This window comes from Halomonas sp. McD50-4, from assembly GCF_022348135.1.
GTDB classification, from domain to species: Bacteria; Pseudomonadota; Gammaproteobacteria; order Pseudomonadales; family Halomonadaceae; genus Vreelandella; species Vreelandella piezotolerans.
Genome location: NZ_JAKRFG010000003.1, coordinates 133,895 through 156,884 on the forward strand (window position 1 = coordinate 133,895; position 22,990 = coordinate 156,884).

Sequence of the window (22,990 nt, forward strand, 5' to 3'; positions counted from 1 at the left end):
ACTGAAAGAGACTTTTTATGATGATCAGAAAGACCTTGCTGAGCTGCGCGCTGAAGAAACGAGCCACCCAGCTGTCCGCAGGCAGCCTGATGGTGCTCTGCCTGGGCACGGGTGCGGCGCTGGTTCCGCTGACCGTTCATGCGCAAAACTTCGAGTCGGCCCAGCGTCAGCAGTTGGATAGCGTCGTCGCAGTCGTCAATGATGGCGTCATCATGCGCAGCGAGTTGGATGACCGCATTGCCCAGGTGGAGCAGCAAGCAGCGGCTCAGGGCGGCAATTTGCCGCCGCGTAACCAGCTGGCCCAGCAAGTGTTGGAGCGTATGGTCATGGATGAAATCCAGCTGCAAATGGCCCGCCGAGCCAATCTGAGCGTGGATGACACCGAACTCAACCGCCAGCTGCGCAGCATTGCCGAATCCAACGGCATGACGCTGGACCAGTTTGCCGATGCGGTAGAAGCCGACGGCATTACCCTGGCCGACGTGCGCGAAGACGTACGTCGTGAAATGTTGATGCGCCAAGTACAGCAGCGCCAGATCAGTCAGCGTGTCACGGTCTCCGATCGCGATGTGGAGCGTTTCTTGAGCCAGCAGCCGAGCCAGCAGCAGGGCCAAGCCTTTATCGAAGAAACCCGTGCCCGCCATATCCTGGTGGAACTGACGCCTACGCGTAACGAGAACCAAGCCCGTGCCCGCGCAGAAGAGGCTCGCCAGCGTTTACAGCAGGGCGCAGAGTTCGCGTCGGTGGCCCGTGAGTACAGCGACGATCGTGGTAGCGCCATGAACGGCGGCGACCTGGGCTGGGTGCGCCCTGGACAAACGGTCCCTGCGTTTGAAGAAGCCATGACGTCTCTCAGCCCGAACCAGCTCTCCGAGCCTGTGCGCTCGCAGTTCGGCTATCACGTCATCGAAGTGCTGGAGCGTCGCCGTCAGGACGTGACCGAAGAGAGCCGTCGTGAGCAGGTGCGCCAAGCGATTTTCCAGCGTCGTGCCAACGAAGAGCTGCAAACCTGGCAGCGTGAAATCCGTGAACAGGCCTTCGTGGATATTCGTCTCTAATGACGCGGCCGCTGCTGTTGACCACCGGTGAGCCCGCGGGCATCGGGCCAGAGCTTGCGCTGATGCTGGCCGCTCGTGGGCAATTAGCCAACACGGTGGCGGTGGGTGACCCGCAGATGCTGCGCCAGCGCGCCGCGCTGCTCGGGCTGGCCGTAGAGGTCGTCGAGGCCACGCCGGGTGGCTTGGATATATCCTCTCCAGGGCGTTTGGTGGTGTGGCCCGCCACACTGCGAGCGCCTGCCACGCCTGGGGTGCTCGATCCCGCCAATGCCCGCTACGTGTTGGAGACACTGCAAATCGCCGTAGACGCCTGCCAAGCAGGGCAGGCTGCGGCTATGGTCACCGCGCCGCTGCATAAAGGGGTCATCATCGAAGGGGGTTTTCCCCATTTCACCGGCCATACCGAGTGGTTGCGCGACGCCTGTGGCGTCGATGAGGTGGTGATGCTGTTGGCGACCGATGCCGCGCTGCATGCCAAGAACCCGCTTTGGCAAGGCAGCGGCGATTTGCGCGTGGCGCTGGTGACGACTCACCTGCCGCTGCGTGACGTGGCCGATGCCATCACATTCGAGCGGGTCACCCAGATTACTCGCCTGCTGGCCGCTGACTTGAAGCGCCAATTCGGCATCTCGAATCCGCGCATTGCGGTGTGCGGCCTCAACCCCCATGCCGGGGAGGAAGGGCATTTGGGGCGCGAAGAGCTGGACACGATCATTCCGGCCCTCGACGCGCTGCGTGCCGACGGGTTGGATATCCAAGGGCCGCTGCCCGCCGATACGCTATTCACGCCGCGTCATTTGGCCGGGATCGATGCCGTTCTCGCGATGTATCACGACCAGGGCTTGGCAGTGCTAAAATACGCCGGCTTTGGTCAGGCCGCGAACATTACCCTGGGGCTGCCGCTGGTGCGTACCTCGGTGGACCACGGCACCGCGCTGGATTTGGCGGGCCACGGTACTGCCGACCCCAATAGCCTGGGCGTCGCGCTTGCCCTCGCGCAGCGGCTTGCCGCTCAGCGTGCCAGCTCCCTGGCCGCTTCATGAATCAACCCTCCAAGGAACACTGTTAGATGTCTCAAGTGCCTCAGCAGCACCGTGCTCGTAAACGCTTCGGTCAGAACTTTCTGCGTGACCTCGGCATCATTTCGCGTATCGTCCGCGCCATTGGGCCACGCGAAGGCGACCGACTCGTCGAAATTGGCCCCGGGCAAGGTGCACTGACGGCGCCGCTGCTGGAAGCGGCGGGAAAGCTGGAGGTGATCGAGCTGGACCGCGATCTGGTTCCAGGCTTGCGAGTACAGTTTTTTAACTACCCTGAATTCGTGATTCATGAAGGCGACGCGCTGAAGTTCGATTTTGCCGAGCTCAAGGGCGAGGGCCCGGCGCTGAGGGTAGTGGGTAACCTGCCTTACAACATTTCCACGCCTTTGATCGTGCATTTGCTGAGTATGGGTAGCGCCATCGCCGATATGCACTTCATGCTGCAGAAAGAGGTGGTGGAGCGCTTGGCCGCCGAGCCGGGCAGCACCGACTGGGGTCGCCTGTCGGTGATGGCGCAGTACTACTGTCAGGTCGATCAGCTGTTCATCGTGCCTCCGGAGGCCTTCGTGCCGCGCCCGAAGGTGGACTCCGCGATCGTGCGTCTCACTCCCTTTGAGCACCTGCCCCACATCGCCGACGATCCGGCCCTGCTGTTCGAACTGGTCAAGCTGGCCTTTGGGCAGCGGCGTAAAACGCTGCGCAATAACCTGAAAGGGCGGGTCAGCGCCGAGACGTTGGAAGCGTTGGGCATCGACCCGGCGCGACGCCCGCAAACCCTGACGGTGGCGGAGTACGTCACCATCGCCAATCAGGTCGCGGCCAACGAGTCGGCCAGCGCAGACAACGACCGCCAGGGAGGCGACGAGGGGTGAGTGGTTTGGAGATCGAGGTCAGCGTTACGCCCGAGTTTCGTGATGCCGAGTCGAGCGACAGTGAATCCCGCTACGTGTTTAGTTACACCGTAACGGTCCACAATCAAAGCCCACATAGCGTGCAGCTAATGGCGCGTTACTGGAAGATCACCCAGGGCAGCGGCGATAGCCAAGAGGTACGCGGCAAAGGCGTGGTGGGCCAGCAGCCGCTGATTGGCCCTGGTCAGCGTTTTCGCTACACCAGTCGAGCGATCTTACAAACGCCGGTGGGGGTGATGGAGGGGGCTTATACGCTGCTCAATACCTATACCCAACGAGCCTTCGACGTGCCCATTGCACCGTTTCGGCTCGCCGTTCCACGGCAGCTACATTGACGCTGATCAGGCGTGGGACGGTCGCCTGAGTTGACGATCTAAATGGTCACAAAGGCGCAACGCCAGTTGAACGATCGTCAGCGTAGGGTTGGCGTGGCCGACGCTTGGAAACACGCTTGACCCCGCTAAGTACATGTTTTCTTGGTCGAACAGGCGACAGTCACTATTGACGATCCCCTGTTCGGCGCGATGGCTCATCCGAGTACCGCCCATATGGTGGCGCCCCGCCAGCTCGCCTTCGCTGGGCATTACGACAGGCTGGGCAGCTAACCAATCAGCGAGCTTTAAGCGCCCGATATTCTGGTTGAGCAGGTGTTCTCCAAGTAGCAGCATACTGTCGCGAATGGTGTGGCGGTCTAGCGCTGACTGCTGCCAAATAAGCCGACTGCGTGGGATACCGAACTCATCGACCTCCGTATCCAGCGCCACTCGATTGTCGAAACGCGGCTCCTGCTCCCAGGCGGCGCGTAGAATCACGCCATGCATGACGCGACCTTGGGCTTGCCACGTGGAGAGCTGTTCTCCTAGTGCTGGCGCGTCTTGTGACAGCGTATTGATCAACTGCTGAGTGGCCTCCCTGTTCATGCGGTGTAAGCGCAGGCCGCAGTTGAGCAACTGGCGCTTGGAAAGCATATCGGGAGTGGGGGATAAAAAGACGTTGTACTCTTGATCCAGCCCCAGTGCCTGCGGCTCAAACAGCAGTGCTTGGCCCACGGAAGCATGCGGATGCTCCATCCAATAGCGACCCAATGTCGAGGCGTTGCGGATAAGCTGACCATTGGACTGCTGGTTTAACCACAGCAGCAGTCGCGAGTTTTCGATGCCGCCGCAGGCGAGTACGAAGTATCGTGCACGAACCTGGCACTCATCCCCCTGAAAGTTACGCAAGGTGGCGCGCTCGACTCGGCCAGCGTGACGTTCAAGCGCCACCAAATTGGCCGTCAGACAGTAGTTAACATGGGCAGACGCATTGAGTGTGGCGGCATATTTATCTTTCAGCCGCACAGGGTTGCCCAAAGAGAAGTAAATACGCTCAAATCCTGAGCCGGGCACCGGGTAATCGGCATGGGGCTGCGTTAAATTCAGTAGCTTGGCGGCCTGGGTGTAATAGGGCGCGAGCGCCTCTTGAGTAATTGGCCAAGCCGTATCAGGGGCGGCCGTCTTTGCAGTAAAATCGTGGGCGTCCAAAGGCCTACATACCCCGCCCCAGTGATTGGTAGAGCCACCTAAATAGCGTAGGCGTGCGTCATCCAGGGGAATGTAGGTGTCGCCGACGACCTCGCCTCGGTAAATGGCTTGGGAGCGCTCGCTGTAAGAGGCCTCTCCACCTTCGCACAGCAACGTACGATGGCCTTGCTCAGCCAGCGTCACGGCCATGGCGATTCCGGCTGCACCGGCACCGATGATGCAGATGTCGTAGTCGGTTGCTTGGGTCGCGAGGGTGTCAAAGGCGAGATACATTAGCGATCTTCAGCGCTTAGCAGCCAACCGTTCACCAGTACCGGCGCCGGTGGAGAGACGGATTGTGCAGCCGCTATCGGCCACCGGCTTAGGGTGAGCACGGTGCCTGTCGAAACAAGCAGGCATCTTAAAACGTCTCGGCGGGCAAGATCGATCGGGGAGTGACGCGGCAAGTAAGGGCTCATCAGCGTACCGTTATCCTTAACAGAGAGTCGCGAGCTGTCTGAGTACATAGTGATGTAACTTTGCCGATTGCTCCAGAATTTTTGTGCTGCTGGAGGGAGATAACGCCGAGGCGTTCCCCTGAGTCGTTAGGCGTGTTGTCCATCATTTTCATTCCATTCATCACAAGGCCTTAGCCTATGAGTACGTACGCCATTGGCGATCTCCATGGTTGCCATGCCGAATTTGTCAGCCTGTTGGAAAAACTACGCTTCAACCCGGCCCAGGATAGGCTTTGGCTGGTAGGGGATCTGATTAATCGCGGCCCTGGTTCGCTCGCTTGCCTGATGGAGGCCAAGGCGTTGGGGGGGGCCGTGCGCTGCGTGCTGGGCAACCACGATTTTCATTTGCTGGTGGTGGCTCGTGGGGGCGGCAAGTTGAAAAAGAACGATACCTTGGACGATATTCTGGCATCTCCCCAGCGTGAGTCGCTGCTGGATTGGCTGCAGAACCAGCCCCTGGTCGTGCGCGAGGAGAGTACGCTCATGGCGCACGCGGGCCTACTGCCAAGTTGGAGTGCCGAGCAGGCGCTAGCGCTTAGCGGTGAAGTGCAGTCGGCACTTCAGAGCGAGCGTTCGGGCGAGTTTCTGTCCCAGCTTTTTGGCAATCAGCCGGATCGTTTTCGGGACGACCTGGAAGGCATGGATCGTCTGCGCTGTATCGTCAACGTGTTGACCCGGATGCGCTTCATCGACACCCAGGAGCGTCTCGATTTTGCGGCCAAAGAGGGGCTCGATAGCGCCCCTGATGGATTCGCTCCCTGGTTCCAGTTTCCACGTCAGGATGATATACGCCTAATGTTTGGCCACTGGGCCGCGTTGGAGGGGCGCACGCCCCACGCCAAGATCAACGTCGAGGGGCTGGACACCGGCTGTGTATGGGGCGGCGCGTTGACCGCTATGAATCTGGAGACCGGCGAGCGCACCTGCGTGATTAGCCAGCAAGGAGGCCGTTAAGTGTTTCAACAGGATGCTCTTACCCAAGGGTTAGAGGTGTACCGGGTAGGTGGAGCAGTGCGGGATGCGCTGCTGGGCTGGCCGGTGGTCGATCACGACTGGGTCGTAGTAGGGGCGACGCCGGACGACATGCGTCGGCGGGGCTTCAAGCCTGTGGGTCGCGACTTTCCGGTTTTTTTGCATCCCCATACGTCAGAGGAGTATGCGCTGGCGCGCACCGAGCGCAAATCCGGTCATGGCTACGGGGGCTTCGATGTGTATGCCAGCCCGGACGTGACGCTGGAAGAAGATCTGTCACGGCGTGACCTGACGATCAATGCCATCGCTCAAGGGACTAACGGAGCGCTGACCGACCCGTTTCACGGTCGGCAGGATATCCAGCAACGCCTGTTGCGCCACGTATCGCCTGCCTTCAGCGAAGATCCGCTGCGGGTGCTACGTACCGCGCGCTTTTTAGCTCGCTATGCGCATCTGGGCTTTGCCATCGCCCCAGATACCCAGGCGTTGATGCGTCATGTCAGTGAAAGCGGCGAACTTGGCCATCTCGCCGCAGAGCGGGTGTGGGTCGAGACCGAAAAAGCGCTTGGCGAACCCAATCCAGAGCGCTATTTCACGACGCTACACGAGTGCCAAGCGCTGGCCACTTGGTGGCCGGAACTTGCCGATGACGAAACGTTGGCTGCTGCCCTCGATGCGCTAGCCAGCGCGCCTGAGACCTCGTCACCCGCGCTGGCCCACTGGCGCTATGCGCTATTGGTGTCGGTGCTTAGTGATGAGCAGCGCGACGCGTTAGCGAGCAGGCTGCGGCTGCCCAACGCGGTGGCGCAGTTGGCCCGCCATACCGCGCTGACGAAAGCGCTGCTCAATGAACCGCTCGACGATGAGCGAGTGCTGCACTGGTTGGAGCGCTTGGATGGCTGGCGCAAACCCGCTCAAGTCATTGCGCAGTTACAACTTGTCAGCCGTTTGGCACCGGCGCGCCAACCCCGGCTTGAGAAGGCGTGGCAAGCCGCTCAGGCAGTGAGCCCCCAGGCATTGCTCGGTGAGGGGTATCGTGGCGCCGCCCTAGGAGACGCGCTGCGCCAGCATCGCCAAAAAGCGGTGGCAGGCGCGTTAGACGAGGGGGCGTCGCGCTAGCGCGCTATGGCCACCCGGAGCTGCGGGTCGGCTTGGGAAATCCAGCGGCCTCGCCAGTGAAAATCGATCGGCCATAGGCGTTGGTCGCCTAAGGTAAAGCGCTTCCAGAGTGTGGCATAGGGGGTTTGGCAGGCGGGGTGGCGCGTGTTGGGCAAAAGCTCCGCCAGGGGTTGAAGCACGAAGGCGTTACGGGTGATTTCGCCACGCGGCAGCGCGACGTCATCGATGACCCCGCAGGCATCGCCGACGGTCAGTAGATCGATGTCCAGCGCGCGGGGGCTGCATTTCATCATGTCCGGCGTTCGGCCGTGGGCGATTTCGAGCTCTTTGGACCATGCTTGAAGCTCGCTCACCGACCAGTCGCTATAGAAAGCGACCACCAAGTTGTAGAAGTTGCGGCTATCGTTGAAGCCGACCGGCTCACTTTCGAAAATGCGTGATATCTGCAGCGGGCCGAAGGTATCTTCCAGGGCGTCTAGGCAAAGTCGGATATGGGTGTCAGGATCGATGTTGCTGCCCAAGCTGAGTGTGACCAGATTCATGACGATGTGTCCTGCGTGGCCTCCGGCAGCGTGCCGCGCGTGATTTCCAGGCCGACGCTGGCCGCTTGAGGAACGGCACCGGGTTTGCGGACGGTCATGCGAAGCCAACTGATCGGAAATTCGTGCTGCAAGCAGGCAGCAAGGCGCTCTGCGAACGTTTCCACCAAGGCGAATTGATGCTCGTCGGCAAACTGCTGGATTCGCTGGCAGATAGCGGCATAATCCAGCGTTAGGCGTAGCTCGTCCGTGGCGGCCGCTGGCCGAATATCTGTTGCCAGCGATAGATCCAGGCTCAGCGATTGCGTTATCGTGCGTTCCCAGTCGTACACACCGATGACGGTGTCGACGGTGAGTGCTTCGATCAAAATGCGGTCCACAGGCCTTCCCCCAGGGTCAACAAGCGGGCGATTGTACTTGAGGATGACCAGAAACGACAGTAAGGCAGCGGCGTCGGCCGCCCATGCCAGGGTAGGCAGTCCATGATATGGATCGTAATCGGTTATTTGAGCGGTAGTTGGCTGGCGGCGGTGAGCGTATGTCGGTGGGCCGGTGTGACGGATCCACGGTTTTGCGGCTCTTACAACCCAGGATTTTCGAACGTGCTCCGCCTATATGGTCCAAGGCTCGCCGCGGCCACGCTGCTGCTCGATGCGTTAAAAGGGGTGCCTGCCGTACTGGCTGCCAAGCTGCTGGCGCTGCCGGTATGGTTGCAGGGAATTGTGGGGCTGGCCGTGTTGCTGGGTCATAGCTATCCGATCTGGCACGGCTTTCGCGGCGGAAAGTCGGTCTCCAGCGCGTTTGGCGTGCTGTTGGTGCTGGTACCCAGCGTGGCGCTGCTCACGGCGCTTTGCTGGGCGCTACTCGCGTGGCGTTTGCGCACGGCGGCGGCTGCATCGCTCGTTAGCGCGCTGTTGGCACCGCTGCTGTGTCTCTGGCTAGCCCCCGGCTACGTCAGCGTCGTAGGGGGCTTTAGCCTGCTCGTATTGGCCCGCCATGGCCTCAATATTCGCCGTTTGCGCCGCGGGGAAGAGCCGCCCCTACGCGGATAGGCGCGAGAGCTACCGTGGTGCGGTAAGCGTATCGAGCGGCCAGCGAGGGGTCGCCTGCATCACGCCGTTGTCATCCCGCTCGCCGGCTGCCAAGCGCTGCGCACCGACATAGGCAATCATGGCGCCGTTGTCGGTACAAAAGCGCCCGCGAGGGTAATAAGCACGGGCTTGGCGCTTTTGGGTCTCCAGCGCTAGCCGTTCACGCAGGCGAGTATTGGCGCTGACGCCGCCTGCCATCACGATGCGTTTTAGGCCGGTTTGGTCAAGGGCGCGGCGGCATTTGATCACCAGTGTATCGACGACGGCTTCTTCGAAGGCTCGCGCAACGTCGGCCTTCGCCTGATCATCCAGTTCGTCTGCCGCTTCTAGCTGTCGAATAGCCGTTAGGGTGTGGGTTTTAAGGCCTGAGAAACTGAAGTCCAGCCCCGGACGATCAGTCATTGGGCGCGGAAAACGAAAGCGCGTCGGGTCGCCCTGTTCGGCAAGCTTTGCGACCAGCGGTCCGCCTGGATAAGCAAGGCCGAGCATTTTGGCGGCCTTGTCGAAAGCCTCCCCGGCGGCGTCATCCACCGACTCCCCCAGCAGTTGGTAGTGCCCTAACCCCTGTACTTCGGCTAGCTGAGTGTGGCCGCCCGAGACCAGAAGGGCCACGAACGGGAAATCGGGGGCGTCATCTTCCAGCATCGGGGCGAGTAGGTGGCCCTCCATGTGGTGAACGCCCAGCACCGGTATGTTCAGCGCTTTGGCCATGCCGTGGGCAGTGCTGGCGCCAACCATTAGCGCGCCGACGAGGCCCGGTCCGGCGGTGTAAGCGATACCGTCCAGGTCTTGGCGGGTGAGCTGGGCGTCTTTCAATACTTGCTCGATCAACGGCAACAGCTTGCGGGTGTGATCTCGGGAGGCCAGCTCCGGCACGACGCCGCCGTACTCCGCATGCATGGCGATTTGGCTATACAGCGCATCGGCCAACAGGCCGCGCCCGCCGGTGAACGCGGTATCGTAAATGGCGACGCCGGTTTCGTCGCAAGACGTTTCAATGCCCAGTACGCGCATGGCAAAAGAACTCGTGTAGGTGGTAAGGCAGAGGTTACAAACCGGCTAGTCTAGCATTATGGCAGTAGAGGGGCGTAAGCATTTGCAAAGATCGCCAACCGCGACTAGACTACTGTGCGCTGTAAAACTGGGTCGTACACCGTTGTGTTCGGTGTGCGTACTATCCGAACTCAAGACTCCTTAAGGTAGGTGAGTGCTTAATGCCTTCTGTAAAAGTACGTGATAACGAGCCGTTTGACGTCGCCCTGCGTCGCTTCAAGCGTTCTTGCGAAAAAGCTGGCGTTCTGTCTGAAGTACGTCGTCGCGAGCACTACGAGAAGCCGACTGCTGAGCGTAAACGCAAAGCGGCCGCTGCCGTAAAACGTCACGCTAAGAAGTTGCAGCGTGAGCGTAAGCGTTTCGAACGGCTCTATTGATCCGTACCTGGGGATAGCCAGCGCAATTGACCGGTTATCCCAAGAGGGATGCCAAGCGGCCGCCACTAGGTGGCCGTTTGTTTTTCGTTCTGTGATGTGTGTTTTGCGCGGTTTAAGGTGATCAGGCGCATTGTCTGATGACGTTAGACCCGCCCATTAGCGCTTCGCGCGAGGATGCCCGCAGTTCATGGCAGGCCAAATTCCACAGCGTTTCATTGACGACCTGCTCGGCCGCGTTGACGTGGTGGAGGTTGTCGGCGAGCGCGTGCAGCTTAAGAAAGCGGGTCGTAACTTCTCCGGTTTGTGCCCTTTCCATCAGGAAAAAACACCGTCGTTCACGGTGAGTGCCGACAAGCAGTTTTACCACTGCTTTGGCTGTGGCGCTCATGGCAACGCGCTGCGCTTTTTGATGGAGTACGACAAGCTGCCGTTCCCCGAAGCGGTAGAGCAGTTGGCCGGGCGTTTAGGTCTCGATGTTCCCCGTGAGGGAGCGGATGACCCGCGTGCTCAGCAGCGCGAGAAAAAGCGTAAAGAGGGCGTCAACCTGCTGGAAGTGGCCGCCAGCTTCTACCGCGAGCGGCTGAAAATGCAGGAGGGTCAAAGTGCTCAGCGCTACCTGCAGGGCCGCGGACTGTCGCCAGAGGTCATCGACACCTACGGTATTGGTTATGCGCCGGGTGGCTGGGAGGCGCTCAAGCAGCATCTGTCGGCAAAAGGGATCGGCGAGCCGGTACAGGTCGAGTACGGACTGCTGATCCACCGCGAAGACACTGGGCGCACCTACGATCGTTTTCGCGACCGAGTGATGTTTCCCATCCGCGACTTGCGTGGTCGTACCCTAGGCTTTGGCGGCCGGGTCATGGGGGATGAACAGCCCAAATATCTCAATTCACCAGAAACGCCTGTCTTTCATAAAGGGCGCGAGCTATACGGTTTGTACGAGGCGCGTCAAGCGTCTAGCAAACTCGAGCAGTTGGTGATGGTCGAAGGCTATATGGACGTGGTGGCGCTGGCCCAGTTCGGCATTCATAACGCCGTCGCTACGTTGGGCACGGCGACCACGGAAGATCACTTGAGCCGCCTGTTTCGTTTGGTGAGCCGGGTAGTGTTCTGCTTCGACGGTGACCGCGCGGGCCGCCAAGCGGCAAGTCGCGCATTGGAAACAGCACTCCCGCAGATGATCGATGGGCGCGAGGCAAGGTTTCTGTTTTTGCCGGAGGGTGACGACCCGGATTCGCTGGTGCGTCGAGAGGGCAGAGAGGCGTTCGAAGATCGTGTCACCTGTGCGATGCCGCTCTCGGAGTTTCTCTTCGAGCAGGCCGCCCAGGGGCGCGATTTGAATACGGTGGAAGGGCGCGAGCGATTTGCGAGTCAAGTGCTAGAGGCGCTGAACAAGGTGCCTGACGGTATGCTGAAATCGCTACTGCTCGAGTCACTGGCCAAACGCAGCGGACTGGCCCAGTCGCAGCTTCAGGCGCTGCTGGATAAGCGCACTGCTGCCGCCAGCGCATCGCCGCAGTGGGAGCCAGTGGATGACGCGCCGCTCGAGCCGGTGGTGGCGGACGAGACTTCACGCCCTGCTGCCCGCCGCCGTCAGGGAGCGAAGCTGCAGGCGCTATCGACGGTGGCTCGGATCGTACAGCTACTGCTTCACGAACCACGCTTGGTGACGGTGCTGCCCGAGACGTTGGAGTGGCTACCCGACAACAGCGAAGAGGCACCGCTGTGTCGCGACCTGATCGCGCTGCTGCGCGCCGGGCGCTACCGGAGTCCGCAGGTGGTGCTGGCGCATTTTCAGGGTAGCCATGAGGGTCAGGTGTTGGCCGAGCTCGCCCAGCGTGAGCTGCTGATTCCGAAAAGCACTCGGGAGGCGGAGCTCAATGGTTTGGTCGAACATTTGCTAGAAAAGCAGCGCAAGCGCTCGCCTCAGGAAGAGTACGATGCGCTGCTGGCGCTGGAGCGCTCTGGACAGAGGCTGGATAAGGAGCAGCGTCAGCGATTGGCGAGTCTGATGATGGAGCTGGTTCAGCGCTCAGGAGACAGACCGGTCAAGAGCAATACATAGCGAGGGGTTGAATTACGACGCTTCAACACCACATATAGGGTTAGTCGCCAGGCGCTGGCCTAACCGAACAACCTAACACACCTGAATGACCGCGCAAATACGTTTCGCTGGAAAAAATCCCGCTATTTACGCTATACTGTTCGGCTTGTTGAGTTTAATCGATTCAGCGCCCCAGGTGTTTCATTCTTCTTCGTCGAGATAGGGTTTCTATGGCTGGAAATGCGCAGCAGCAGTCACGTCTGAAGGAGTTGATCGCGCGCGGCAAGGAGCAGGGCTACCTGACCTATGCCGAGGTCAACGACCATCTACCCGAGGATATCGCCGACCCGGATCAAGTGGAAGACATCATTGGCATGATCAACGACATGGGTATCAGTGTCGTTGAGGAAGCGCCTGATGAAGACACTTTGATGATGTCGGATCACTCCACGGACGAGTCCGCTGCGGAAGAGGCCGTTGCGGCACTCGCCGCCGTGGAAAGCGACGTAGGTCGCACCACCGACCCCGTTCGCATGTACATGCGTGAAATGGGAACGGTCGAGCTTTTGACCCGCGAAGGCGAAATCGAAATCGCCAAGCGGATCGAAGAAGGCACGCGGGAAGTGATGTCCGCACTGGCGTATTTGCCGGGCGCGGTCGCGTCGATCCTCGAAGCCTACGACGCCACTCAGGACGAAGAAGCGCCTGGGCGCCTATCCGATCTTTTCTCTGGCTTCATCGACCCCGACGAAGGTATCCCCGGGGTTGCCGAAGCGGAGACGCCGGAGCCTGACGTCGATACCGAGCTGAGCGACGATGACGATATCGATAGCGACGCCGACGATGACGAAGAAGACACCAGCGCCAGCGAAGGCGGTCCAGATCCAGAAGAGGCCAAAGCGCGTTTCGAGCAGATTCGTGAGCAGAACGCGGCGGTGGAAGCCGCGTTAGCCAAACACGGTCGTGGTAGCTCCGAATTGAAATTCGAACAGGAGCGCCTCGCCGAGCTGTTCTCGCCGATCAAGCTGGTGCCGAAGCACTTCGAGCGACTGGTAGGCCAAGTGCGGATCAGCGTCGAGCAGGTGCGTGCCCAAGAAAAAGCGGTCATGCAGCTGTGCGTCAAGAAAGCCAAGGTGCCGCGCAAGACGTTCATCAAGTCGTTCCCGGGCCACGAGTCTGATCAGACGTGGCTGGACGCCTTCCAAGAAGCGCAGCCCAAGTACGCTGACCGCTTAGAGCCACTGCGTGCCGATATCGCCCGCTCTCAGCGCAAGATTGCCTTCGAAGAGGACATGGTGCAGCTCTCGGTAGCCGATCTGAAAGAGGTCAACCGCAAGCTGTCGATTGGCGAAGCGAAAGCACGTCGTGCCAAGAAAGAGATGGTCGAGGCGAACTTGCGCTTGGTGATCTCGATTGCCAAGAAGTACACCAACCGCGGCCTGCAATTCCTCGATCTAATTCAGGAAGGTAACATTGGCTTGATGAAGGCGGTGGACAAGTTCGAATACCGTCGTGGCTACAAGTTCTCGACCTACGCGACATGGTGGATTCGTCAGGCCATCACTCGCTCGATTGCCGATCAGGCGCGGACCATTCGTATTCCGGTCCACATGATCGAGACGATCAACAAGCTCAACCGCGTCTCCCGTCAAATGCTGCAAGAGATGGGGCGTGAGCCGACGCCGGAAGAGCTGGGCGAGCGTCTGGAAATGCCTGAAGACAAGGTGCGTAAGGTGCTCAAAATTGCCAAAGAGCCGATCTCCATGGAGACGCCGATTGGTGATGACGACGATTCGCACCTGGGGGATTTCATCGAGGACGGCACCATGCTGCTGCCGATCGATATGGCCACTGGCGAAGGCTTGATCGAAGCGACCCGCAACGTGCTGGGTGGTTTGACGGCCCGGGAAGCGAAAGTCCTGCGTATGCGTTTTGGTATCGATATGAATACCGACCACACGCTGGAAGAAGTGGGCAAACAGTTTGACGTTACCCGCGAGCGGATTCGTCAGATCGAGGCCAAAGCGCTGCGCAAGCTGCGTCACCCCAGCCGCTCAGAACCGCTGCGCTCGTTCCTGGACGAGTAAAGCCGCGAGTAGTGCAGAGTGAGTGGTGAATAGAGTAGCCACGAAGACCGAAAAGCCCGCCGTTCTCTGAACGGCGGGCTTTTTATGTTATGCCGTTTAAAGCTTAGAGCGTGTAGTAAGTGGCAGAGCCTGGACCAACCGGTAGGCCAAGAATAAACACCCAGATAAAGAACAGCACACTCCAACCGATCAGCATGAACAGCGTGTAAGGCAGCATGAGCGCCACCAGCGTGCCGATGCCCATGTCGTTACGATAACGGGTCGCCACCGCGAGAATCAGGCCAAAGTAGCTCATCATGGGCGTAATTAGGTTGGTGACGGAATCGCCGATCCTATACGCCGCCTGAATGACTTCGGGCGCGTAACCCATGAGCATCAGCATGGGGACGAAGATAGGGGCAGTGACCGCCCACTGCGCCGAGGCGCTACCCAGCGACAGGTTGACGAAGGCACACATGAGAATGAACAGCGCAAACAGACCGGGGCCTCGCAAGCCAAGGGAGTCCAGCAGGTCAGCGCCCGCCACGGCGGTAACGGTGCCAAAATTACTCCAGTTGAACAGCGCCACGAACTGAGCGGCAAAGAACACCAGCACGATATAGAGGCCGAGACTGCTCATGCTTTTGGCCATGGCATCGACGATATCGCGATCGTTTTGCATGGTGCCCGCCAAACGGCCATAGACAAAGCCCAGTACGGTGAACGCAATGGCAACGATGACCACAATGCCGCGTAGGAACGGCGAACCGCTCACGAGGCCCGTCTCTGGGTTGCGCAGAATGCCACTCTCCGGCACCACCATGACGGCCACTAACGCTACCAGCGCCAGGGCGGCTAAGCCCGTACCTTTGAGTGCCCGTTTCTCTGTAGCGGTCAGGCCATCCATACGATGCTGGTCGATGTCGCTATCGGCATAGGCCGAATCGAATTTGCCAAGCTTGGGTTCGACGATGCGTTCGGTAACCAAACCGCCAATCAGGGTGACGAAGAACGTGCTGGCAAACATGAAGAACCAGTTAGCCTCAGCGCCAACGACGTAGGCAGGGTCGAGCAGGCGTGCGGCTTCTTGGGTGATGCCGGAAAGCAGCGGGTCGACCGTGCCGATCAAAAGGTTGGCGCTATAGCCACCGGAAACGCCGCAGAAAGCCGCTGCCAAGCCGGCCAGTGGGTGGCGACCCAAGGAGTGGAAGATCATTGCGGCCAACGGAATGAGCACCACATAGCCAAGCTCGGCGGCCATGTTCGACATGATCCCGGCAAACACTACGGCGTAAGTCACGATGCGCGGAGAGCGGTTGAGCACCAGCGCGCGCATACTCGCCGATAATAGGCCGGAGTGTTCGGCAACGCCGACTCCTAACATGGCCACCAGCACCGTGCCCAAAGGTGCAAAACCGGTGAAGTTGGTCACCATATTGGTGACGAGAAGGCGTAGCCCTTCCGCATTGAGCAGTGAATTCACCGCAATCCACTCGCCCTCGTTCGCGGGGCGCGGGTCGGCGACGGATACGCCCAGGGCGGCAGCGATACCGCTAGCCAGCACGACCAGTACACAGAGAATGGCAAACAGTGTGACCGGGTGCGGTAATAGATTTCCCAGCCATTCGACGCTATCGAGAAAGCGTGTGAACGCTCCGCGGCTCAGGTTTTCTTCGCGATTTCGTGGGTTTGTCATAAGGTTTATATCGTTGGTAGGTTATTGTTTAGCAAAAATGCCTATGAAAACAGATCGGCTGACACTACGTTGATGGTGCCAAGGGCGCAAATGGCTTTACGTATAGCGAGATGTAAAAAATGAAACACCGCTGATGCGGGGCGTCAGCGGTGTTTGGCTGGGGGGATAAGTGATTGGTTAAGGCGTTTGCCGTGCGCGATAGATGCGTCGTGCGAGAAAGAGAAGCTCGATGGTGGCAAACAGAATCAAGCTGTAGCCGAGTAGTTCGATGGCCTCTTCGGCAATGTCTTTGAAGTCACGGATATAGTGCTCTTGCAACACGGCTCGCCAAAAATCTTGGCGTCCATAAAGGCGAGAAAAGATATAGGTGACCAGCACGCCTGCCGCAAATAGACCAAACGAGAAGGTGTTGCTGTAGTGGCGAAACTCTTCCAAAAACCGCTGGCGGTGAAAGATGACCCAGCCAAGACTTGGGAGCACGATCAGCGCGACGAGATATTTCCAGGTGTCTTCCGCCACGTAGTGATCGAGAAAGTAGTCCTGCTCACGCACGAGCGATGCGCCGATAAACGCCAGCAGCAGCAGCGTGACGGTGGGCCATACTTTCAATACGTGGCGAATATAGATCAGTAGCGCGCAGCAGCTTGCCAATACCAAGGTTTGGGTGAATTCGGTAAAACCAAGCTCGGTGTAGCGAACCTCGGGCAAATAAAGCACTTCCAGGTAACCGCCTTGGGCGATACCGCCGATGGCGAGCGTGTACAGAGTGGCACGAAGTAGCGCGGTGCGAAAACTGATCGCCCAGGGGGGTGACGATGGCATACCAACATCCTTATTGGGGGTGAGGCGAGGAGAGTAAACATTCAGAAATGAATGTTCATTATATCGTCACTTTCCTGTGCTCGCACGTCTAACCTTCTATGCATGACTCGACGGACAGTCGATAACGCTGCAAAGTAAGAGTAACCAAGAAAATACCAAGCGGCGATGGTATCAAGTCGTCGTCACTACTAAGCATGACCGTTGAGGGGCGGGCACTATTATGGCCATTAGCGTGTTTGATCTGTTTCGAATAGGGATTGGGCCCTCCAGCTCGCATACCGTGGGCCCCATGCGGGCCGCGCGGGATTTCGTGATGTCACTGACCGCACCAGACCTCACCCGAGTGGTGGTAAGGCTGCATGGATCGCTGGCCGCCACTGGCGTTGGGCACGGGACCGATAGTGCGGTCATCATGGGGCTCATGGGTGAGACACCCGAAGCGATCGACCCGGACATCATTGCCGGGCGATTGGCCGGTTTGGATGACGGTAAGCCGTTGACGCTTCCCCGCGGCCAGTCCCTGGTATTTCAGCGCGCTCAGGACATCGAATGGGACGACACCTGCTTGCCCTTCCACCCTAACGCCATGACGCTGACGGCCTACCATGACGATACGGTGGTTAGCACGAACACCTATTATTCACTCGGCGGTGGGTTCTACGTGGACCAGGCCTGTGCCGATCAGGGGGGGCTGGATGAGGATAAAACGGCGCTGCCATACCCGTTCGAATCGGCCAATGAGCTGCTGGCATTGTGCCAGCAGCACGATCTGCGGATTAGCGAGCTGATGCTCGAAAACGAAAAAGCGTGGCGCAGCGAAGCGTCGATTCGACAAACGCTGTTAACGATTTGGCACGCCATGCGCCAGAGTATCGATAACGGTTTGAAGGCCACCGGGCGGCTGCCGGGTGGTTTGAACGTCCGCCGCCGCGCTCATGCGCTGCATCAGCAGCTGCTTGCACCGCCCGACCATCAGCGTCTCATCGTGACCAGTTTCTCGGTCATGGATTGGGTCAATCTGTTTGCCCTAGCGGTGAACGAAGAGAATGCCGCCGGTAAGCGAATGGTGACCGCGCCGACCAACGGCGCTGCGGGCATCGTGCCCGCCGTGCTGGCGTACTATCTGAAGTTCGAGCCGGACGCCTGCGATGCCGATGTGGTGGATTTCTTGTTGGCGGCGGGGGCCATGGGCATCCTGTGTAAAAAGAACGCGTCCATTTCCGGCGCTGAAGTAGGCTGTCAGGGGGAGGTGGGCTCCGCCTGCGCCATGGCCGCGGCGGGCCTTGCCGAGGTGCTGGGCGGCACGCCCAAGCAGGTAGAGAACGCTGCCGAAATCGGCTTGGAGCATAACTTGGGGCTGACCTGCGACCCAGTGGCAGGACTAGTACAGGTGCCCTGTATCGAGCGCAACGCGATTGCCTCGGTGAAGGCGATCAACGCCGCACGTATGGCGCTACATGGCGACGGAGACCACTTCGTTTCGCTGGATAAGGTGATCCGCACCATGCGCGATACCGGTCGCGATATGCAGGACAAGTACAAAGAGACCTCGAAAGGTGGTCTCGCAGTCAATGCCATCGAGTGCTAATGAGCAGGTAACAGAGTGTCGATATGGTCGACCAAATGGTCGACCAACTGACGAATCTTGGGCGATAAGTGGCGGTGGCGAGGGTACACCGCCCAGACCGCCGTATCGTGATGCTGGAACGGCTCCAGCACCGACACTAACTCTCCACTGGCCAGATAAGGCGCCACGTAGTAATCCGGCAGTTGGGCGAGCCCCAGCCCTTTGAGAGCGGCATCCAGCAGGGCCGGTCCAGAATTAGCGCTCCAACATCCCTCTACCTTTACCTCCCGGCGCTGGCCGTTGACTTCGAAGAGCCAGTTGGGCCGCGAGCCGATCAGGCAGCGGTGCTGGCTCAATTCCGACAGGGTGTGTGGCCTGGGCGCTTGACGAAAGTAGGCGCTCGAGCCCACCACGTACTCCTGGCGTTCACACAGCCGTCGGGCAATCAGGCTGGAGTCTTTGAGTACGCCCATGCGGATGGCAATGTCGAAGCCTTCCTCGATCAGCTCGACCGGGCGATTGGTAAAGTGCATGTGGACTTCCAACTGGGGGTGCAGACGCTGGAAGTCGTTGACCAGCGGCGCGATATAGCGCTCGCCAAAGGTGGTGGCCGAGGTGAGCTTCAACAGACCTTGCGGGCTGGCTTGAAGTTCGCTGATGGCTTGCTCGGCGTCGCGCAGTCCGTCGAAGAGATGCCGGCAGTGCTCCACGTAAAGCGCCCCCGCATCGGTCAGCCGAATCTGCCGCGTGGTGCGGTAGAGTAGCTGCACGCCTAGCTGGTTCTCTAACTGGCTGACCAAACGGCTGATATGTGAAGTAGAGACTTTGAGGTGTCGAGCAGCGGCGGAAAAGGTGCCCAGCCTGACCACCTCGACGAAGGCTTCGATACGATCCCAGCGCTGCATGGCGAGCCCTTAATCGAGTGGATTGTTGCTCAGTGACAATAATCTTATGAGTGTATCCCGCTTTATCCCGGTCGCCTAGCTGACCTACACTTTCTGTCTGTTTTCGCGAACGCGTCACGACGCGTTCGATGACCGTGAACCCCAAGGAGTCACCATGAAATCACGCGCGGCAGTTGCACTCGAAGCGGGTAAGCCTCTTGAGCTGGTAGAGATCGATGTAGAAGGCCCGAAGGCGGGAGAAGTGTTGGTCAAAATGGCCGCTACAAGCGTGTGCCATACCGACGCTTACACGCTCTCTGGCGCCGACCCAGAGGGCAACTTCCCGGCAGTGCTCGGGCACGAGGGTGCGGGCGTCGTTCAAGAGGTGGGGGAAGGCGTCACCAGCGTCAAGCCAGGCGATCATGTCATTCCTCTTTACACTGCAGAGTGCGGCAAGTGCAAATTCTGCCTGTCAGGTAAAACCAACCTGTGCGGCAGTGTACGGGCGACTCAAGGCAAAGGCGTCATGCCTGATGGCACGTCGCGTTTCTCCCTAGACGGTAAGATGTTGCACCACTACATGGGGACGTCCACGTTCAGCGAGTACACGGTGCTGCCGGAGGTGTCCCTAGCGGTGGTGTCCAAAGAAGCACCCATGGACAAAATCTGTCTATTGGGCTGTGGCGTGACCACGGGCATTGGTGCCGTCTTGAACACCGCTAAAGTAGAGCCCGGCTCGACGGTGGCCGTGTTTGGTTTGGGCGCCATCGGCTTGGCGGTCATTCAGGGTGCGGTGATGGCCAAGGCGTCCAAAATCATCGCGATCGACGTCAATCCGGATAAATTCGCCCTGGCCAAGCAGTTCGGCGCGACGGATTTCGTCAATCCTAAAGATTACAGCGATCCGATCCAGCAGGTCATCGTCGATATGACCGATGGTGGCGTCGACTACTCTTTCGAGTGTATCGGCAACGTCAACGTCATGCGCTCGGCGCTGGAGTGCTGCCATAAGGGTTGGGGCGAATCGATCATCATTGGTGTGGCTGGCGCAGGCGAAGAGATCTCTACACGTCCATTCCAATTGGTCACGGGTCGTGTTTGGAAAGGCTCTGCGTTTGGCGGTGTGAAGGGGCGCAGCGAGCTGCCGGGTTACGTCGAGCGCTACATGAACGGCGAGCTCAATATCGACGACTTCATCACCCACGACATGCCGTTCGAGCAGATCAACGAAGCCTTCGACTTGCTGCACGAGGGCAAGAGCATTCGTACCGTGCTGCATTACTGAGTATCATCAAGTCAACGAAACCGGGTAAACGAACGCGGTAGGGGCGACCCTCCGCGTTTTCATCTTCTCGAGGAGCCTGCCCCATGAGCATGAGTGAAACCTTAGAACTGGTGTCGGCCAACCGCAGCAGCGGCGGCTGGCACAAGCGCTACCGCCACTACTCCCGGGCGCTTGACTGCGACATGGTCTTCGCCGTTTACCTGCCGCCGCAAGCGGAAAACGAGCGGGTGCCGCTGTTGTGGTGGCTGTCCGGGCTGACCTGTAATGACGAAAACTTCATGCAGAAGGCGGGCGCCCACCGGATTGCTGCTGAGCTTGGGGTGGCGATCGTCTGCCCCGATACCAGCCCGCGAGGTACCGATCTACCCGGCGAGCACGACAGCTACGATCTCGGCTCTGGGGCCGGTTTCTACGTCAATGCCACCCAAGCGCCGTGGAAGCCGCATTACCGGATGTACGACTATGTGATCGAGGAGCTACCGTCGGTCGTGCGCCAGCACTTTCCCGTCAATGGTCGTGAATCGATCAGCGGTCACTCCATGGGCGGGCACGGCGCGCTGATCCTTGCGCTGCGCCATCCCGGTCGGTTCCGTTCGGTCTCGGCCTTCGCGCCGATCGTCAATCCAATGAACTGCCCTTGGGGCCAAAAAGCCTTTACCAGCTACTTGGGCGACGACCAGTCGCGCTGGCGTCAATACGATGCCTGTGAGCTAGTGGCCAACGGTGCGTCTCGCCAGCGGCTGTTCATCGACCAGGGCGAGGCGGACCAGTTCTTGGAAGAGCAGCTCATGCCTGAGCGCCTGGAAGCCGTCTGTGAAGAGCACGATCACCCGCTGACATTGCGTCGCCAGCCGGGCTATGACCATAGCTACTTCTTCATCGCCTCGTTCATCGAGGATCATTTGCGCTATCATGCGGAACACCTCATGAAACGCTAAGGATTCCGAGATGCTCGATCGCGCGCTGCGCCGTTTTCTTCGTCTGCTATGGCGGCTTGTCTGGCGTGGTGCGCTGGGGTTCGTGGTGCTCTCCGTGGCGTTGGTGCTGCTATTTCGTTTCGTACCGCCGCCTGGCTCCATGGTGATGGTCGAGCGTAAAGTGCAGAGCTGGATCAACAGTGAGCCCATCGACATTCAGCGTCAGTGGCGTAGTTGGGAGCAACTGTCTAGCAATGCCAAACTGGCGGTGATCTCCGCAGAGGATCAGCGGTTCCCCCAGCATCGCGGGTTCGATTTCGTCGAAATGCGTCGCGCCTGGGAAGCAAGTCGAGACGGTGAGCGGCTGCGCGGCGCCAGTACCCTGAGCCAACAGACTGCCAAAAACGTGTTTCTATGGACCGGGCGTAGCTGGGTGCGTAAAGGGCTAGAAGCGTGGTTCACTCTGTTGATCGAAACGCTCTGGGGGAAACAGCGAATTCTAGAGGTGTATCTCAACGTCGCCGAGTGGGATACCGGCGTGTTCGGTTTGGAAGCGGCGGCCAATCACTACTTCGGTGCTTCAGGCAGCGCGTTGACCGAGCGTCAGGCTAGTTTGTTGGCCGCCATACTACCCAGCCCACGCACTCGCAGCGCTTCCCGGCCCGACGCCCAGGTCGAGCGTCGCAGCCAGTGGATTCGTCAGCAGATGCGCAATTTAGGCGGCACGGCCTACTTGGAGCGGCTATGAGCGTAGAGGCAATGAGGTGGGCGTTTGACTGAGCCGCTTGGCTCAGTCGTATCGCACGGGTGCCACGGTAGGCAGTTCGCCGATCTGAGGGCGCGCAAAGTAGTAACCTTGCTGCACGGAAATGCCTAGCGCCAGCAGGCAGCGGGACTCTTCTCGGGTTTCGACCCCTTCGGCGACGAGCTGTGTGCCTAGAGTGCGTGCCAATGACACCATGCTCTTGAGAATGGCCTGACGACGCACGTTGCTATCGCAGCCCATGACCAGCTCGCGGTCGATTTTGAGGGTGTCGGGGCGAAGGTCGGTCAACAAATCCAAGTTGGCGTAGCCATTGCCGAAGTCATCTAGCGAGGTGGTAAACCCCATCCGTCGATAGCTATCGATGATATTACGCATATGCGCTCTGTCGACGACACGCTCTGTTTCGGTGATTTCGAAGTTAAGCCGCTCGGTGGGCCAGCCCACGCGGCGTGACGTGTCGAGCGTGGACTGAATGCACGCCTCCGGTTCGTACACGGCATTCGGTAAAAAATTGATCGACAGCCGCTCGGTCATGCCCAGTTCGCTGGCAAGCTCGATGGCCTTTACGCGACAGGCTTGGTCGAAGCGATACATCAGCTCATCGGTCACTTGATTCAGGATCGAAAAGGCCGATTCGCCGTTAACTCCGCGCACCAATGCTTCGTAATACACCACTCGTCGTTGGGAAACATCGACAATGGGTTGAAAGGCCATCGTAAACGCAAAGGGAACTGGGGTATCGCATCGGTTGCAAACGCCGTCG

22 protein-coding genes are annotated in these 22,990 nt (G+C 59.4%); 14 read left to right on the forward strand and 8 right to left on the reverse strand.

The window, feature by feature from the left end; all coding sequences use genetic code 11:
- Positions 1-17: 17 nt before the first annotated feature.
- The 4 genes from MHM85_RS05180 to apaG are packed head-to-tail and all read left to right on the forward strand — an operon-like array spanning position 18 to position 3,344.
- Positions 18-1,058, forward strand: coding sequence for a peptidylprolyl isomerase (locus MHM85_RS05180; protein WP_139526507.1), 1,041 nt, complete (start codon positions 18-20; stop codon positions 1,056-1,058).
- A complete protein-coding gene (gene pdxA, locus MHM85_RS05185; protein ID WP_139526508.1) occupies positions 1,058-2,101 on the forward strand; it encodes a 4-hydroxythreonine-4-phosphate dehydrogenase PdxA in 1,044 nt (347 codons plus the stop codon). The genes MHM85_RS05180 and pdxA overlap by 1 nt, the downstream gene beginning before the upstream one ends.
- 26 nt (positions 2,102-2,127) lie before the next feature.
- Complete coding sequence (gene rsmA, locus MHM85_RS05190; RefSeq protein WP_139526509.1) at positions 2,128-2,970, forward strand: 16S rRNA (adenine(1518)-N(6)/adenine(1519)-N(6))-dimethyltransferase RsmA; 843 nt, start codon at positions 2,128-2,130, stop codon at positions 2,968-2,970.
- Positions 2,967-3,344, forward strand: coding sequence for a Co2+/Mg2+ efflux protein ApaG (gene apaG, locus MHM85_RS05195; protein WP_139526510.1), 378 nt, complete (start codon positions 2,967-2,969; stop codon positions 3,342-3,344). Before rsmA ends, apaG begins: the two co-directional genes overlap by 4 nt.
- A gap of 6 nt (positions 3,345-3,350) precedes the next feature.
- On the opposite strand, the gene MHM85_RS05200 is transcribed toward apaG, so the two are convergent.
- On the reverse strand, positions 3,351-4,805 hold the full coding sequence (locus tag MHM85_RS05200) for an FAD-dependent oxidoreductase (protein ID WP_239285499.1): 1,455 nt from the start codon (positions 4,803-4,805) through the stop codon (positions 3,351-3,353).
- Positions 4,806-5,167: 362 nt separating this feature from the next.
- Here MHM85_RS05200 and MHM85_RS05205 point away from each other — a divergent pair, with 362 nt between their 5' ends.
- Together MHM85_RS05205 and MHM85_RS05210 are read left to right on the forward strand one after the other, a co-directional pair.
- Positions 5,168-5,983 (forward strand): symmetrical bis(5'-nucleosyl)-tetraphosphatase, encoded by an 816-nt coding sequence (locus MHM85_RS05205; RefSeq protein ID WP_139526512.1) that lies wholly within the window; start codon positions 5,168-5,170, stop codon positions 5,981-5,983.
- Positions 5,984-7,120, forward strand: coding sequence for a polynucleotide adenylyltransferase (locus tag MHM85_RS05210; RefSeq protein ID WP_153842600.1), 1,137 nt, complete (start codon positions 5,984-5,986; stop codon positions 7,118-7,120).
- On the opposite strand, the gene folK is transcribed toward MHM85_RS05210, so the two are convergent.
- Positions 7,117-7,662 (reverse strand): 2-amino-4-hydroxy-6-hydroxymethyldihydropteridine diphosphokinase, encoded by a 546-nt coding sequence (gene folK, locus MHM85_RS05215; protein ID WP_139526514.1) that lies wholly within the window; start codon positions 7,660-7,662, stop codon positions 7,117-7,119. The genes MHM85_RS05210 and folK overlap by 4 nt on opposite strands.
- The gene (folB, locus tag MHM85_RS05220) at positions 7,659-8,039 is read right to left on the reverse strand and encodes a dihydroneopterin aldolase (protein WP_139526515.1); all 381 of its coding nucleotides are present in this window, start codon (positions 8,037-8,039) and stop codon (positions 7,659-7,661) included. Before folB ends, folK begins: the two co-directional genes overlap by 4 nt.
- Positions 8,040-8,141: 102 nt before the next feature.
- Between folB and plsY the strand changes: the two genes are divergently transcribed.
- On the forward strand, positions 8,142-8,711 hold the full coding sequence (gene plsY, locus MHM85_RS05225; RefSeq protein ID WP_139526516.1) for a glycerol-3-phosphate 1-O-acyltransferase PlsY: 570 nt from the start codon (positions 8,142-8,144) through the stop codon (positions 8,709-8,711).
- A gap of 9 nt (positions 8,712-8,720) precedes the next feature.
- On the opposite strand, the gene tsaD is transcribed toward plsY, so the two are convergent.
- On the reverse strand, positions 8,721-9,764 hold the full coding sequence (tsaD, locus tag MHM85_RS05230) for a tRNA (adenosine(37)-N6)-threonylcarbamoyltransferase complex transferase subunit TsaD (protein WP_153842601.1): 1,044 nt from the start codon (positions 9,762-9,764) through the stop codon (positions 8,721-8,723).
- A 200-nt stretch (positions 9,765-9,964) separates the two neighbouring features.
- Between tsaD and rpsU the strand changes: the two genes are divergently transcribed.
- The 3 genes from rpsU (at position 9,965) to rpoD (ending at position 14,311) form a co-directional block, all read left to right on the forward strand.
- Positions 9,965-10,180, forward strand: a complete 216-nt coding sequence (gene rpsU / locus MHM85_RS05235; protein ID WP_016416934.1) for a 30S ribosomal protein S21 — start codon at positions 9,965-9,967, stop codon at positions 10,178-10,180.
- A gap of 187 nt (positions 10,181-10,367) precedes the next feature.
- On the forward strand, positions 10,368-12,245 hold the full coding sequence (gene dnaG / locus MHM85_RS05240) for a DNA primase (protein WP_239285497.1): 1,878 nt from the start codon (positions 10,368-10,370) through the stop codon (positions 12,243-12,245).
- 209 nt (positions 12,246-12,454) lie between these two features.
- A complete protein-coding gene (gene rpoD / locus MHM85_RS05245) occupies positions 12,455-14,311 on the forward strand; it encodes an RNA polymerase sigma factor RpoD (protein ID WP_139526519.1) in 1,857 nt (618 codons plus the stop codon).
- Between the two features lie 103 nt (positions 14,312-14,414).
- On the opposite strand, the gene MHM85_RS05250 is transcribed toward rpoD, so the two are convergent.
- Positions 14,415-15,986, reverse strand: a complete 1,572-nt coding sequence (locus tag MHM85_RS05250; protein WP_239285495.1) for an AbgT family transporter — start codon at positions 15,984-15,986, stop codon at positions 14,415-14,417.
- A gap of 177 nt (positions 15,987-16,163) precedes the next feature.
- On the reverse strand, positions 16,164-16,808 hold the full coding sequence (locus tag MHM85_RS05255; RefSeq protein WP_139526521.1) for a hypothetical protein: 645 nt from the start codon (positions 16,806-16,808) through the stop codon (positions 16,164-16,166).
- 220 nt (positions 16,809-17,028) lie between these two features.
- Between MHM85_RS05255 and MHM85_RS05260 the strand changes: the two genes are divergently transcribed.
- Positions 17,029-18,396 carry an L-serine ammonia-lyase gene (locus MHM85_RS05260; RefSeq protein ID WP_239285493.1) on the forward strand — a complete coding sequence of 456 codons (1,368 nt, stop codon included), beginning with the start codon at positions 17,029-17,031 and terminating at the stop codon, positions 18,394-18,396.
- On the opposite strand, the gene MHM85_RS05265 is transcribed toward MHM85_RS05260, so the two are convergent.
- Entirely contained in the window at positions 18,393-19,280 is an 888-nt protein-coding gene (locus MHM85_RS05265) for a LysR family transcriptional regulator (protein ID WP_219861577.1), read from the reverse strand. The genes MHM85_RS05260 and MHM85_RS05265 overlap by 4 nt on opposite strands.
- A 154-nt stretch (positions 19,281-19,434) precedes the next feature.
- Here MHM85_RS05265 and MHM85_RS05270 point away from each other — a divergent pair, with 154 nt between their 5' ends.
- From MHM85_RS05270 to mtgA, 3 genes are all read left to right on the forward strand, one after another.
- Positions 19,435-20,544, forward strand: coding sequence for an S-(hydroxymethyl)glutathione dehydrogenase/class III alcohol dehydrogenase (locus MHM85_RS05270; RefSeq protein WP_139526524.1), 1,110 nt, complete (start codon positions 19,435-19,437; stop codon positions 20,542-20,544).
- An 83-nt stretch (positions 20,545-20,627) separates the two neighbouring features.
- Entirely contained in the window at positions 20,628-21,482 is an 855-nt protein-coding gene (gene fghA / locus MHM85_RS05275) for an S-formylglutathione hydrolase (protein WP_139526525.1), read from the forward strand.
- Between the two features lie 10 nt (positions 21,483-21,492).
- Positions 21,493-22,209, forward strand: coding sequence for a monofunctional biosynthetic peptidoglycan transglycosylase (mtgA, locus tag MHM85_RS05280; protein WP_153842607.1), 717 nt, complete (start codon positions 21,493-21,495; stop codon positions 22,207-22,209).
- Positions 22,210-22,251: 42 nt separating this feature from the next.
- Here the strand turns inward: mtgA and MHM85_RS05285 are convergent, their stop codons facing one another.
- Entirely contained in the window at positions 22,252-22,941 is a 690-nt protein-coding gene (locus MHM85_RS05285) for an EAL domain-containing protein (protein ID WP_139526527.1), read from the reverse strand.
- Positions 22,942-22,990 lie beyond the last annotated feature (49 nt).

Bases quoted from the DNA above. Each gene is read 5' to 3' on its own strand.
- mtgA (WP_153842607.1), top strand. From the start codon at position 21,493: ATGCTCGATCGCGCGCTGCGCCGTTTTCTTCGTCTGCTATGGCGGCTT.
- MHM85_RS05200 (WP_239285499.1), bottom strand. From the start codon at position 4,805: ATGTATCTCGCCTTTGACACCCTCGCGACCCAAGCAACCGACTACGAC.
- MHM85_RS05205 (WP_139526512.1), top strand. From the start codon at position 5,168: ATGAGTACGTACGCCATTGGCGATCTCCATGGTTGCCATGCCGAATTT.
- MHM85_RS05265 (WP_219861577.1), bottom strand. From the start codon at position 19,280: ATGCAGCGCTGGGATCGTATCGAAGCCTTCGTCGAGGTGGTCAGGCTG.
- MHM85_RS05250 (WP_239285495.1), bottom strand. From the start codon at position 15,986: ATGACAAACCCACGAAATCGCGAAGAAAACCTGAGCCGCGGAGCGTTC.
- rpoD (WP_139526519.1), top strand. From the start codon at position 12,455: ATGGCTGGAAATGCGCAGCAGCAGTCACGTCTGAAGGAGTTGATCGCG.
- MHM85_RS05255 (WP_139526521.1), bottom strand. From the start codon at position 16,808: ATGCCATCGTCACCCCCCTGGGCGATCAGTTTTCGCACCGCGCTACTT.
- MHM85_RS05180 (WP_139526507.1), top strand. From the start codon at position 18: ATGATGATCAGAAAGACCTTGCTGAGCTGCGCGCTGAAGAAACGAGCC.
- rpsU (WP_016416934.1), top strand. From the start codon at position 9,965: ATGCCTTCTGTAAAAGTACGTGATAACGAGCCGTTTGACGTCGCCCTG.
- rsmA (WP_139526509.1), top strand. From the start codon at position 2,128: ATGTCTCAAGTGCCTCAGCAGCACCGTGCTCGTAAACGCTTCGGTCAG.
- MHM85_RS05285 (WP_139526527.1), bottom strand. From the start codon at position 22,941: ATGGCCTTTCAACCCATTGTCGATGTTTCCCAACGACGAGTGGTGTAT.
- plsY (WP_139526516.1), top strand. From the start codon at position 8,142: ATGATATGGATCGTAATCGGTTATTTGAGCGGTAGTTGGCTGGCGGCG.
- tsaD (WP_153842601.1), bottom strand. From the start codon at position 9,764: ATGCGCGTACTGGGCATTGAAACGTCTTGCGACGAAACCGGCGTCGCC.
- folK (WP_139526514.1), bottom strand. From the start codon at position 7,662: ATGAATCTGGTCACACTCAGCTTGGGCAGCAACATCGATCCTGACACC.
- MHM85_RS05270 (WP_139526524.1), top strand. From the start codon at position 19,435: ATGAAATCACGCGCGGCAGTTGCACTCGAAGCGGGTAAGCCTCTTGAG.
- fghA (WP_139526525.1), top strand. From the start codon at position 20,628: ATGAGCATGAGTGAAACCTTAGAACTGGTGTCGGCCAACCGCAGCAGC.
- dnaG (WP_239285497.1), top strand. From the start codon at position 10,368: ATGGCAGGCCAAATTCCACAGCGTTTCATTGACGACCTGCTCGGCCGC.
- pdxA (WP_139526508.1), top strand. From the start codon at position 1,058: ATGACGCGGCCGCTGCTGTTGACCACCGGTGAGCCCGCGGGCATCGGG.
- MHM85_RS05260 (WP_239285493.1), top strand. From the start codon at position 17,029: ATGGCCATTAGCGTGTTTGATCTGTTTCGAATAGGGATTGGGCCCTCC.